General features: G+C 65.9%; 11 protein-coding genes. 5 read left to right on the plus strand and 6 right to left on the minus strand.

The features are described from left to right. Nucleotides 1–220: 220 nt before the first annotated feature. Together HZZ16_RS29240 and HZZ16_RS29245 are read right to left on the minus strand one after the other, a co-directional pair. Nucleotides 221–3,526 (minus strand): acetyl-CoA carboxylase family protein, encoded by a 3,306-nt coding sequence (locus HZZ16_RS29240; protein WP_197953332.1) that lies wholly within the window; start codon nucleotides 3,524–3,526, stop codon nucleotides 221–223. 194 nt (nucleotides 3,527–3,720) lie between these two features. Beyond that, nucleotides 3,721–5,403: a methyl-accepting chemotaxis protein gene (locus HZZ16_RS29245; protein ID WP_197953333.1), complete on the minus strand. Its 1,683-nt coding sequence runs from the start codon at nucleotides 5,401–5,403 to the stop codon at nucleotides 3,721–3,723. Nucleotides 5,404–5,696: 293 nt separating this feature from the next. Between HZZ16_RS29245 and HZZ16_RS29250 the strand changes: the two genes are divergently transcribed. Together HZZ16_RS29250 and HZZ16_RS29255 are read left to right on the plus strand one after the other, a co-directional pair. Beyond that, nucleotides 5,697–6,197 carry a hypothetical protein gene (locus HZZ16_RS29250; protein WP_197953335.1) on the plus strand — a complete coding sequence of 167 codons (501 nt, stop codon included), beginning with the start codon at nucleotides 5,697–5,699 and terminating at the stop codon, nucleotides 6,195–6,197. Further along, on the plus strand, nucleotides 6,194–6,682 hold the full coding sequence (locus tag HZZ16_RS29255) for a hypothetical protein (protein WP_210342660.1): 489 nt from the start codon (nucleotides 6,194–6,196) through the stop codon (nucleotides 6,680–6,682). The genes HZZ16_RS29250 and HZZ16_RS29255 overlap by 4 nt, the downstream gene beginning before the upstream one ends. Before the next feature lie 3 nt (nucleotides 6,683–6,685). Here the strand turns inward: HZZ16_RS29255 and HZZ16_RS29260 are convergent, their stop codons facing one another. Further along, nucleotides 6,686–7,285, minus strand: coding sequence for a TetR/AcrR family transcriptional regulator (locus tag HZZ16_RS29260; protein ID WP_197953337.1), 600 nt, complete (start codon nucleotides 7,283–7,285; stop codon nucleotides 6,686–6,688). A 157-nt stretch (nucleotides 7,286–7,442) separates the two neighbouring features. Between HZZ16_RS29260 and HZZ16_RS29265 the strand changes: the two genes are divergently transcribed. Further along, nucleotides 7,443–7,820, plus strand: coding sequence for a tautomerase family protein (locus tag HZZ16_RS29265; RefSeq protein WP_197953338.1), 378 nt, complete (start codon nucleotides 7,443–7,445; stop codon nucleotides 7,818–7,820). Between the two features lie 125 nt (nucleotides 7,821–7,945). On the opposite strand, the gene HZZ16_RS29270 is transcribed toward HZZ16_RS29265, so the two are convergent. The 3 genes from HZZ16_RS29270 to HZZ16_RS29280 all read right to left on the minus strand — a co-directional run bounded on the left by HZZ16_RS29270 (nucleotide 7,946) and on the right by HZZ16_RS29280 (nucleotide 11,338). Next, nucleotides 7,946–8,815 carry an urea carboxylase-associated family protein gene (locus HZZ16_RS29270; protein ID WP_197953339.1) on the minus strand — a complete coding sequence of 290 codons (870 nt, stop codon included), beginning with the start codon at nucleotides 8,813–8,815 and terminating at the stop codon, nucleotides 7,946–7,948. A gap of 75 nt (nucleotides 8,816–8,890) precedes the next feature. Then, complete coding sequence (locus tag HZZ16_RS29275; RefSeq protein ID WP_197953340.1) at nucleotides 8,891–9,820, minus strand: CobW family GTP-binding protein; 930 nt, start codon at nucleotides 9,818–9,820, stop codon at nucleotides 8,891–8,893. 3 nt (nucleotides 9,821–9,823) lie between these two features. Then, nucleotides 9,824–11,338, minus strand: coding sequence for an amidohydrolase family protein (locus HZZ16_RS29280; protein WP_512699531.1), 1,515 nt, complete (start codon nucleotides 11,336–11,338; stop codon nucleotides 9,824–9,826). 297 nt (nucleotides 11,339–11,635) lie between these two features. On the opposite strand from HZZ16_RS29280, the gene HZZ16_RS29285 reads away from it, so the two are divergent. Then, on the plus strand, nucleotides 11,636–11,998 hold the full coding sequence (locus HZZ16_RS29285) for a type II toxin-antitoxin system TacA family antitoxin (protein ID WP_197953341.1): 363 nt from the start codon (nucleotides 11,636–11,638) through the stop codon (nucleotides 11,996–11,998). A gap of 244 nt (nucleotides 11,999–12,242) precedes the next feature. After that, entirely contained in the window at nucleotides 12,243–12,497 is a 255-nt protein-coding gene (locus HZZ16_RS38590; protein WP_446479849.1) for a GNAT family N-acetyltransferase, read from the plus strand. The last annotated feature ends 11 nt before the right edge of the window (nucleotides 12,498–12,508 follow it).

A 12,508-nucleotide genomic window follows, 5' to 3' on the forward strand; every position in this document is an offset into this window, starting at 1 on the left:
CGCGGACGTCTCCACCCTGTATTATTGTGCAAAGTCTGGCACCACAGGCGGGGATGTCAATCGGGAACCGGGAAAGCCGAGTGACGCACCTCTCCCCGTTGTCATTCCGGGGCGGCTCGAAGAGCCGAACGCGGAATCTCGAGATTCTCAGGTGCGCAAGAGCGCACCATAGTTCGATGCTTCGCATCGCCCGGAAGGAGTTAGATTTGCTGCACCGCCCTCACCACGTGTCGATGCACGGCCGCTTCTTCGCCGTCCTCGGCTCGGGCTTCGGCACCGTGCGCAGACCCGCCATGATCCAGCGCCGCGTTTCGGCGGGATCGATGACGTTGTCGATCTCGAACACCGAGGCGATCGAGACCGCTTTGCCGTTGGCATAGAGCTCGGCGACCTTGTTGCGGTAATAGGTCTCGCGCTCCTCGGGGTCGGCGATCGCCTCCATCTCCTTGCGGAAGCCGAGGCGGACGTAGCCCTCCAGGCCCATGCCGCCGAACTCGCCGGTCGGCCAGGCCGCGGTGAAGAAGGAGGCGTGGAAGCCGCCGCCGATCATCGATTGCGCGCCGAGACCGTAGCCCTTGCGCAGCACGATGCCGAACAGCGGCACGGTGAGGCTGGCGCCGGTCACGAACATGCGCGAGACGTGGCGCACGATCGCGGTCTTCTCCGCCTCCGGGCCGACCATGAAGCCGGGCGTGTCGCACAGCGAGACGACCGGCAGATCGAAGGCGTCGCAGAGCTGGAGGAAACGGGCAGCCTTGTCGCCGGCATCGGCATCGATGGCGCCGCCGAGATGGCGCGGATTGTTGGCGATCAGGCCAAACGGCTTGCCTTCGATACGGATCAGCGCGGTGATCATGCCGACGCCGTAGTCGCGGCGCAGCTCCAGCACGGAATCCTTGTCGGCGACCAGGTCGATCACGCTGCGGATGTCATAGACGCGCAGGCGGTTCTCGGGGATGGCGCGGCGGAGCAGGCGCTGGTCGGCGGCCTCCCACTCCGTCACCGCGCCCTGGAAATAAGACAGGTATTTTTGCGCGACAGATGTCGCCTCTTCTTCGTCCTCGACCAGAATATCGATCACGCCGTTCGGCGACTGGAATGAAACTGGACCGACCTCGGCCGGATGATAGACACCGAGGCCGCCGCCCTCGATCATGGCAGGACCGCCCATGCCGATCGAAGCGTTCTTGGTCGCGATGATGACGTCGCAGCAACCGAGCATCGCAGCATTGCCGGCGAAGCAATAGCCGGAAACGACACCGACGACAGGCACGAGGCCCGAGAGCCGCGCGAATTGCACGAAGGACGGGCCGTCGAGGCCGGTCATGCCGAGCCGGTCGGTGTCGCCGGGCCGGCCGCCACCGCCTTCGGCATAGAACACCAGTGGCACGCGCCAGTCTTCCGCCAGCGTCAGCATACGGTCGATCTTCTTGTGGTTCATGTGGCCCTGCGTGCCCGCGAGCACGGTGTAGTCATAGGCGACGACGATGCATCGCGCGCCTTCTGGCCCGAACTTCTCGGCGTTCACCGTAGCGACGCCCATGACGAGGCCGTCGGCCGGCGTGTTCTTGATGAGATCGTCGAGCTTGCGCCGGCGGCGCTGCGCGGCGATCGCGAGACTGCCGTACTCCATGAACGAGCCGTGATCGACCAGCTGGGCGACGTTCTCGCGCGCGGTGCGCTGGTTGGTGTTGCGGCGGCGCTCGACCGCAGCGGGGCGGTTCTCGTCGAGCGTGTTGGCCTGACGGGCAATCAGCTCGGCTAGGTCGGGGCGGATATGGTCGAGATCGACATCGGCTTCCGCCGTCGTGCTGTCGGCCGCGACGTCGAGCGGCTCGAGATACAGGATCGGTTCGCCATGCATCAGCGTGACGCCGTCACCGGCGACGAGCTTCATCACCCGGCCTCCCTGCTCGGCCATGACGAGGTGCTCCATCTTCATGGACTCGATCACGGCGAGTTGCTGGCCGGGGCGCACGATCTCGCCTTCCTTCACCTGGATGGTGACGATGGTTCCTTGCAGGGGCGCTGCGACCATCACCGTGCCTTCGGGCACGGCTTGCGCGACATGCACCTCCGCGCTGTGGCCACCACTGCGATCGGCTGCCGCGAAATAAAGCGGCTTGGCGGCGCCGTCCGATGCTTCCACGAGCTTGGCAATGTTGCGATCGATGAAATCAGTCGCGATGCGGTTGGTCCTGAAATCGGGATGCGCGAGCACCGACTGGAGGAAGGCAATGTTGGTGACGACGCCGTCAATCCGGAACTCGCGTAGCGCACGCGAGGCTTTCGCGACAACGTCGTGCCAGGCCTCGCTCGGCGTGTGCACGATCACCTTGGCCAGCAGCGAGTCGAAAGCGGCGCTGGTCTTGTAGCCGGCATAGCCGAAGCTGTCGACACGGACGCCCGGCCCCGACGGCGGCTCGAACACGGCGAGCACGCCGCCGGTCGGATGCGTGGCGCCGGTCTCGTCCAGCGTTTCCATGTTAACGCGAAGCTGCATGGCATAGCCGCGCGGCTTTTGAATCGATCCCTGCGCAAGACCAAGCGAGGCCAGCGTGCTGCCTGCAGCGACAGCGAGCTGGGCGCGGACGAGGTCGACGCCGAGCACCTCTTCGGTCACGGTGTGCTCGACCTGAAGCCGCGGGTTGGCCTCGATGAAGGCGTGGCTGTCCTCGGCGGTTCCGTCGACCAGAAACTCGAACGTGCCGAGATTGTCGTAAGACGCCGCGGCCGCCAGCTGCTTTGCCGCTTCGATGATGCGGCCGCGCAAGGCGTCGCTCAAGGACGGGCTCGGCGCCACTTCGATCAGCTTCTGGTGGCGGCGCTGGATGGTGCATTCGCGTTCCCAGAGATGCGAGATCGCACCATGGCGGTCGCCGATGATCTGGACCTCGATGTGGCGCGCCTGCCGAATCAGCCGCTCGGCATAGACCCCGTCGAAGCCGAACGCCGCCTTGGCCTCGGACTGGCAGCGCGCATAGGCTTCCGAAAGATCGGACGCGTTCTCCACCACGCGCATGCCGCGGCCGCCACCGCCCGCCATCGCCTTGATCACGATCGCCGCATTGGTACCGAGCGAAGCAAAGAACGCGGTGATCTCCTCCAGCGAGGACGGCCCGCTGGTGCCGGCAATGATCGGCACGCCGCAGCGCTTCGCCAGTTGCCGGGCCGCGACCTTGTCGCCGAACAGTTCGAGCGCGGCCGGTTTCGGCCCGACGAAGGTCATTCCAGCGGCGGCGCAGGCCTGCGCGAAGGCCGCGTTCTCGCTGAGAAAGCCATAGCCGGGATGCACGGCATCGCACGCTGCGCTCTTGGCCGCCTTCACCACGGCCTCGATGTCGAGATAGGCCCGCGCGCCGCGGCCGGGGATCTCGATCGCCTCGTCCGCAACGCGCACGTGCAGCGACAGCGCATCGTCCGCAGGATGGATCGCGACCGTCGCAATGCCGGCATCGGCCGCCGCGCGTGCGATGCGGATGGCGATCTCGCCGCGATTGGCGATCAGGAGCTTCTTGAACGACATGCGGCAGTCTCCATGCCCACGCAGCGAGGCGCGGATCGGCAGGTTCGATGAACCTGCTTCGGCACTTTAACCGCGATCGTCAAGAGCGAGAACACCGCTCGCGAAGAGCGCTCCCGCAAGCCGGAATTTCGAGCGGGCCGCACGCGCGGTGACGCGGCGAATTGTCCGCGCCGCGGCAGACCGCATCGGCGCCGCTACGCCGCCCGCACGCCCGCAACGAAGGCGCTGACCTCGTCCTGCAGCGATTGCAGCTTCTGGGTCAGCCGGCCGCTCGATTGCAGCACGCGGCCGGCGGCCTGTCCGGTCTCGGCGGTCGCATCGGTGACGCCGGAGATGTTGTGCGAGACCTGGTCGGTGCCGGAAGCCGCCTCCTGCACGCTGTGCGCGATCGCCTTCGTCGCGGCGCCCTGCTCCTCGACCGCGGCCGCGATCGACGAGGAGATCTCGTTGACCTCCATGATGGTGGCGCGGATGCTCTCGATGTTGCCGACAACCTGATTGGTCTCGGCCTGGATCGCGGTGATCTGCGCGCCGATCTCGTCGGTCGCCTTCGCGGTCTGGCTCGCCAGCGACTTCACTTCGCTCGCGACCACTGCAAAGCCCTTGCCCGCTTCGCCCGCGCGCGCCGCCTCGATGGTGGCGTTGAGCGCGAGCAGATTGGTCTGCGAGGCGATCTGGTTGATGAGGTCGATGACCTCGCCGATCTTGTGCGCGGCGGCGGCAAGGCCCTGTACGGTGTCGTTGGTGCGCTGGCCGTCGGCGGCGGCCTTGTCGGCCACTGTCGCGGCCTGCGCCACGCGCTGGCTGATCTCGGCGATCGAGGCGGACAACTGGCCGGCGGCGGAGGCCACCGTCTGCACGTTGCTCGAGGCCTGCTGGCAGGCCGTGGCGACGAAGCTCGCACGGTCGCTCGCCTTGTTCGCAGTTTCCGACATGCCCTGCGCGGCCTGCTGCATCGCGCGAGCCTCGTCGAAGACGTCGCGAACGACGGCCTGGACGCTCGCCTCGAACTTGCCGGCGAGATCGGCCATCGTCTTGCGCTTCTCGTCGTCGGCTTTCTGCTTCAGCTCCTGCTGCTCGGCATGCATCCGGCTCACCGCCGATGCATTGTCCTTGAACACGGCGAGCGCCTTGGCGAGACCGCCGACCTCGTCGCGGCGGTCGGTGTAGGGCACGTCGAAGGCGCTGTCGCCGGCAGCAAGGCGCTCGGTCAGCGCGGTGATCCGGGCCAGCGGCCGGGTGACGCTGCGGCCGATCAGGAAGGAGGCGCCGAGCACTACGACCAGCACAGCGAGACAAATATAGGCGAAAGTCATCGCGTTCTGGCGGAAGGCGGCGTCGACGTCGTCGAGATAGATGCCGGTGCCGATGATCCAGCCCCAGGGCGCAAAGCCCTTCACATAGGAGATTTTCCCGACCGGCTGGTCGAAGCCGGGCTTCGGCCAGAGGTAGCCGTAAAAGCCCGCACCCTGCTTGTTGACGACGTCGACGAAGCCCATGAACAGCGCATTGCCGGCGGGATCCTTCATCCCGGAGAGATCCTTGCCGTCAAGCTCGGGCTTGATCGGATGCATGACCATCTTGGGGGTCATGTCGTTGATCCAGAAATACTCGACCTTGTCGTAGCGCAGGCTCTTGATCTCGGCCATCGCGCCGGCCTGCGCCTGTTCGCGCGAGAGCTTTCCTTCGCTCTCGAGCTTTTGGTAATGCGCCAGGATGCCGTAGCCGACATCGACCATCTGCTGCGTCTTGGCCTGACGGTCGGCGACCATCTGCGCGCGCAGGGTCGAGAGCGCGACCGGCGCCAGCGCAATCATACCGAGGAGGCTGATGCCGACAATCAGGACCAGCTTGAAACTGATGCGGGAGAAAATCATCGGTGCTCACAGGAATTGGAAGGGCGGATATGCCAGATTATCCCGTGTCTCTTAGCAAAGCTTTAAACATTCGGGTTCCCGAAACTCCGGAATTTTGCGGGGAGCGATGCCGGCACGCTCGTATGGCCACGAGACAAGCGAGACCGATCATCTGAGATACGAATTCTTCCAATCTAGAACACCTCGACATCGCCTCTCCGCGCGTTGACTTGGAGAGCTCTCTGGCAGAACGATCGGCGCAGATCATCCGCGCCAGTGCTGGCGTGAGCGCGACCACAGGCCCCAGAGGCACAATGCATCGATCGACATACACCAGGCCCGTCGACCTTCCTGCGCTGAGCGCAGCGGAGCGTCTCTTCATCTGGGGTTTTCGGGCGAAGGCCCGCAGCGGAAGCGCCGTCCCGACCGCGGCCGATATCCAGCAGGTGTACGACCATTTTCGCGTCGGCGATGCCGTGCTGTCGCTGGAATCCATCATCGAGATCTTTGCCTGCACCGCGCATACCGCGATTGAAGTGCACTGCCCCACGTGTCCGCGCATGTCCGACAGCGAGCGCGGAATCTTGCGCGCGATTGCCGCGGCCCAGCAGGACCGCGTCGATGTCGCGCGCGAGCAGTTCGAGCGTTGGCTGCCGCCGGTCGGCGCCGATTGGGCGCTCGCGCCGGTCCAGGGGCTTGCGACGATCTTTCGCATGGCCGGCCTCGTCCTGCCCGACCGGCACGTGCAGTCTGTCGAGCATGACGGGATGCTGGCGATGAAGAGCTGGTTCGTCGGCAGCGCGACGTTGCATTGACGAGATCGTTCACGAAGCGGGCCATTTGCGATTCTGCGCCGGCATCGGACGCGGGCGAGCCGCTGCTCTGTCCACTCCAAGCCGCGCTTGCGACCCGGCCGGACATCGACAGCTACGATGATTTTTCCCGCCTCGCGCTGGCGCTGCTCCGCTTCATCGGAGCGGCCTATGCGACCGGCGCATCGGATTGCTGGGAAGCGGCCTATCGCTTTGCCGAAGAAGCCCCCGGCATTGCCGACAGCCCGCTGCTGGTCGCGCGCGCGGCTGCGCTCGTCAGGATCCTGCGGAAGGAGCGGCCCTGCGAGCTGTGCTTCATGCCGCCATCCTGCAGGCGCTTGTCCAAGGACGAAGCGGAATTGATGCGGCTGCTGGCCGTCGCGCGCCCCAAGCAGCCGGGCGAGCTCGAGTCCCTCGTCGGCCAGGTCGTTGGCTCCGGCAAGGAGGATGCGGCGACGCGCGCGGTCAACGCGCTCGCGCTGTGCTGATACCTAGCCGCCCTTCCTGCCGAGTACGAGGTCGATCGTGTGCGCGGCGATCTTGCGCAATTGGGGCTCGTCGCCAAAGGCACGCTCGAGCACGGCGAGGCCGCGCGTCACGGTGACGATGTGCAGTGCCGCAGCCGCAGGATTGCCGTCGAACTCGCCCCGCGCCGCGGCGGCCGCCAACGTGTCCTGAAGCAGTGCGGTGATGCGTGAGATCAGGCGCGCAAAAGCCTGGCGCGCGTTGTCGTCGAGCCCCTCGCCTTCGGCGGCGCCGAGCTCCATCAGTCCGCGGGTGGTCGGGCAGCCGCGCGGCGGCGTGCCCGAGCGGAAATTGGCGATGGTCAGATCGAAGAACGCGGTGAGGCGCTTGCGCAAGGAACCCGACCCGAGCGCCTTTTGCAGCGCTGCGAGATAATCCCCCGCGTAGCGTTCATAGGCCTGCAGGAACAGCGCCTCCTTGCTGCCGAAGGCGTTGTAGAGACTCCCGCGCTGGACCGCCGCATCGCGCGCGATGTCGGACAGCGAGGTACCGCGCACGCCCTTGCGCCAGAACTGCTCGAACGCGATGCGCAGGACCTCGTCGTGATCGAACTCGCGCGGTCTCACCCTTGGCTCCGTAAAATATTTGACACGCCGTCAAGAACGTGCTTTCTGGACATCGTGTCAAAAATCGACTGAGATTGATAGCCCGTTTTCCTCAATTGGCCGGTCCGGCGGCGTTCAAATCACCGTGCCGGTCGGGCCACATGCAAAGGGCCGCGCGATGCCTCTCCTCCACATCTCGATGCGCGCCGGCAAGCCGCAAGGCTACCGGCAGGCGATTCTCGACGGACTTTACCGCGCCATGCGCGAGGCCCTGAATGTGCCCGAAGGCGACGCGTTCATGGCCATCACCGAGCATGAACCGGCCAACTTCCGCTGCGGCAATGCCTACGGCGTCGCGCGCAGCGAAGACGCCGTGCTGATCCAGATCACCGTGTTCGCCTCGCGCACGGCCGAGCAGAAGAAAGCGCTGTATCGCCGGGTCGCGGACCTGCTCGGCGAAAGCCCCGGCATCCGCCCCGAGGACGTGTTCGTGAACGTGCTCGACGCCCCCAAGGAGAACTGGTCCGTCGGTCACGGCATCGCACAGTTCGCGTGAGGCGGTCGGGCTCGGAATCGGCCGCGCCCTCTTGAGAATTGCCGGGACCCGATCGGCACGTGGAGTGGGCATCACGTGCGGACTGGTATGTGCACGGCGACGGATTGGCGGTCGACGACTGATATTCAGCTTCCCGCATGCGCACCGTGGCGACGGTGATAAGCGCTCGGCGTGGGCCAGGTCCAGCCCTTCAGGGCCGTTCGATCCGGCTCGAAGATTTCGATCTTGAGCGGATGGCATGCCGCGGCATCGCTGGAATGGGTTGCGCTGCAGTCTCCACCCGGACAGGCCGACAACGCGCCGAGCAGGTCGATCTCGGCGAAGAGCTCGATGAAGTCGCCGGGGCGGACCGGACTTGCCTTCATGAAATACTGGTGCGTGTCCCTGGTGAAGCCGGTGCACATGAAGACGTTGAGCACGTCGTGGACATGATGCTCCACTTCGGCCGGATCCGCCTTCAATTCGGTGGCGAGGGCGCGGGACAGGTTGGAGTGGCAGCAAAAATCGTAAGCCGTGCCGTTCAGCAGGAGATTTGTATAGGGATCGCAGCGCGTGCCGATCACGTCGTGAATGCCGGCGCCGTCGGCGTCGAAGCCGTACCAGCCAAGCGTATCGTTGCTGATGGTCGCCATCGGCCGAAGATAGGGCATATTGCTCCAGAGCCGGTCACCGATGCCGACATGCGTGCCATGGAGCGCCCGCGTCTTGCCGCTGAAGAAGCGCTCGGAGAGATCGTCTGCATTCCAGAGATTGAGGTCGCCGACCTGAGGGCCTTCGATGCTAACGATGCGGAAGAACTGGCCGCGCGCCACGCGAAAGGCACGGGCATCGCGTGGCGGCACGATAAGCTCGTGCGTCTTGACCGCCGCACGGCGGGCTGCTTCGAGAGTGGCCATATCCGGCCCGGGCATCGTCCCGGCCGGATAGACGATGGCCGGCTTGGCAGCGCGGCGCGAGGCGGCATCAGCGGGGGCGGGCGGGGTATTTGGCGGCATTGTTCAGCCTCGGATCGACGTAGCAGGAGAAGGGGCGTGACTGACGGCGGAAGCGGTTGACCCTACCCCCTCACCTCAGCCGCCGGCAACGCACGTCTCCATGATCCCGTCGAGCTCGGCACGGGAGAGCATGCCAAGCTCGACAATGAAGACGATGCGCGACCGTGCCGCGCCCGGTGCCGGCGCATCGCCAGGCGCCAGCGTGGCGCGGCCGGCGGCGAACTGAAACACCATCGTGCGGCCGGGCTGCTCAATGGTCTCGAACAGGCCCTTGGCGCGCGCCAGCTTCGGCGCAAGGCGGTTGATGGCCTGCTGCAGGCGCGGCAGCGAGACCGGCTTATCCGAAGTCCAGCTCAGCGTCTCGAAGCGCTCCTCCGCCGGCCGTTTCGGTCCCACCTCGCGCGGCGCCGGAGCGCGGTCGGTGCCGGTGGGAAACAGCAGCGCGGGCGGAATCTCGCCGCGGTGTGCGTCGACCACCACCGCGGGCACGCGCTGGGCGCGGATGGCTTCGCGCATCCGCGCCCCCGCGCCCGCATCCGCCAGATCCAGCTTGCTCAATGCCACGATATCGGCGACTCGCAGCTGCGAGCGCTGCAGAGCCTCGTCGAGGGCGGCGGACGGTGCCGTCGCGTCCAACACGCAAAGCACCGTCTCCAGCGGTGCCTCGCGCAGGATCACCGGGTCCATCAGATTGCGCACGATATCGGCGGGATCGGCGACGCCGCTGGTCTCGATCACGATATGGTCGGGCTTGGGATCACGCCGCAGCAGCGTCGAAAGCGTGCGGAGCAGATCGCCCTCAAGCGAGCAGCAGATGCAGCCATTGGCAAGGCTGACCACGCCGTCGCTCGCGCCCGCGATCAGCTCCGCATCGATGTTGATGGCGCCGAAATCGTTGACCACGGCGGCGATCCGCCCGCCTTGCGCATGCGCCAGCAGATGGTTGACGATTGTGGTCTTGCCCGCCCCCAAAAAGCCCGTCACCAGGAGAATGGGGACCGGCATGGATCAGCTCTCGATAACGGGACGGCGCACCGGCTTGCCCGGCCGCGCCGTCACATCGAGCACGCCGTCGCTGATCAGCACCTGGCCGCTGACCACGAGATGCCGCACGCCTTCCGAGGGACGGTTCATCGCCGTGAAAGTGGCGCGGTCGGAAAGTTTTTCGTAGTCGAACACGACGATGTCGGCATCGGCGTCCTTGGCGAGCCGGCCCTTGGCCCGCATCGCCGGCGTGCTCTGCGAGAGGATCTCGGCCGGGATCAGCGCGCATTTGCGCACGCCTTCCAGCAGCGACACAGCCTTGCGCTCGCGCACCCATTCGCGGATGAACTTCGTGAAGCAGCCGGCCGAGCGCGGATGCGAGGTGGCGTCATCCGGCAGCGGCCAGGCATCGCCGGTGTAGGTTGAGCCATCCGACAGCGTCCACGGCATCGCGTCGGAGGCGATCGCGCCGCCGGGATACAGCACCGACATGTCGAGCAGGTCGCGGTGGTGCGCATTGTTCTCGGTGTCGAGGATGTGCCAGAGCACCAGCGAGGACGGCTCTTCGGCCTGCGCCTTCAAGAGCTCCTCGCGGTCGTGGAAGCGGTAGCCATCGGTGACGCGCTGCACGGAATCGTAACCGGTGCCGTTGCGCTCGACGAACTCCGGATCGCTGAAGAAGGCGGCGGCCAGCACGGTCGAGCCGGTGCCGTAAGGGTAAGCCTCGACCGTGATCGGCAGGCCCTGTCCTTGCGCCTTCTCGATCAGCACGCGGCAGCGCTCGACGTCGGTCTTGCTCGACGAGTTGAAATGGCAGATGTGCATGTGCGCGCCGGTGGCGCCGGCATAGCCGATCAGGCGGATATAGGCCTCCACCGCGCTCTCGGGGTCGATGCGCGACATGAAGGCGACATGGGTGAAGGTAGGCACGTCCTGCTTCGCGGCCAGCTGGCACACCGCGGTCAGCTCCTGCACGCCGGCGCCGGGCGCATAGGCGTTGAGGATGCCGATGCCGATACCGCCCTCGTTAAGGCCGCGGGCCAGACGCTCGAGGATGCCCGAGACCTCCGCATCGGTTGCGACGTTGTCCATCCAGCGGCGGTCGCGCATGGCGTTGCCGAACGCTTCCAGCGAGCTCTCCGCATTGGAGCCCGTCATCGCGCCGATGCGGGCGAAGGCCCAATTGGTGGCCGCGCCATAGTTCAGCACGCGGCCCTTCCGCGCCTGGCGCTCATACCAGGACGCGACCGGCAGCACGCCGGCCTCGAGATCGAGCGTGGTCGTGACGCCGTCGAACGCCTGCATGCGGTCGGCCGGGATCGACTGGCCATGGGCGTGCAGATCGATGAAGCCCGGGGCGACCACGAGGCCGGTTGCGTCGATCACCCGCTCCGCGCCGCCGAGACCCGTGCCGACGGCGGCGATCTTTCCGTCCACGACCGCCACATCACCGACGGCGTCCATCCCGCTCGCGGGATCCACCACCCGGCCCCCAGAGATCACCAAACCGCTCATATCGTCTCCCAACCAAGTTGAAATCGCATCAAGGCAGATTCTGGGAGCAACGACCACCTCCAGGGAAGCCGATGCATCATGCTTCAGAGGAAGGCCATTTGGGGGATTGCGGACACGCGCTCGCGTCCTCGCGGCATGATTTGCCCGAGCTGTGCTTCGCTTCGCCCCCTTCGAAATCTGAATTTCGGTAAAGTGGAATATTTTGCGAGGAGGGGCTGACAGCGATTCTGGCTGTTTTGCCTGACGGCGCAATGAGCACCGTCAGAAGGTTGTATTGCAAGTGCGCTACAAGGTCTGTATTGGCCGTCCTGGAGGTTCATCATGCCCCGAGCCGCTGAACGCAAGGAGCATCCGCTTTCGATGCGGTTGCCGGAAAGCGATATTGCCATCATCGATCGCGCCGCGGCGTTGCGCGGGCGCTCACGCACGGACTTCGTGCGTGATGCGGCCGTGCGTGCCGCCGAAGACGTGCTGATGGAAACGGCACCCATTCGCATGAGTCCCTCCGGCTTTAAGGCATTCATAGCTACATTGTCCGGACCGGCAGCCCCGGTACCCGAAATGGTTGAGCTCTTCCAGCGCGCAGCGCCCTGGGAGAGAAAGGCACATTCGAGCAAAGCGGACGCCGGCTCGCGTGAAGACCACGCGCCGGGAATAGAAAGAAACCCGGGCAAGAGGCGCTGAGGCTTGGCGATCTCGGCCCCCGAACCGCTGACGCCGGCTCATCATCTCGACGAATTCTCCTGCGGCAAGCCATCCCTCGACCGATGGCTCAAAGCGCGGGCGTTGTCCAACCAGGAGAAGGGCTTTACCGCCGTCTTGGTGGTCCACGAGATGAACCGGGTGGTCGGCTACTACGGCCTGGCGCCGGGGCGATCATCCCTCGTCTCTGCCGCGGTCGATACGGACGGGTCAGCCGCCCGACCCCGTGCCTTGCCTGCTGCTGGGACAGCTCGCGACTGACGAGAAATGGGTCGGCAAAGGAATCGGCACGGGCCTGGTCAAGCATGCGCTCCAGCGCTGCGTCACGGCCGCCGGCCTGATCGGGGGACGCGCGCTGGTCGTCAACGCGGTCGATGCCGAAGCTGCTGCGTTCTGGGCGCGGCGGGGATTCATTGCCTCGAAGGACGATGCGCTCGTTCTCTTCAGGTCGATCTCAGACATTGCGGCGTCGCTTCGTTAGTGAGGTATCCA

The organism is Bradyrhizobium glycinis (assembly GCF_016031655.1).
Lineage (GTDB): Bacteria > Pseudomonadota > Alphaproteobacteria > Rhizobiales > Xanthobacteraceae > Bradyrhizobium > Bradyrhizobium glycinis.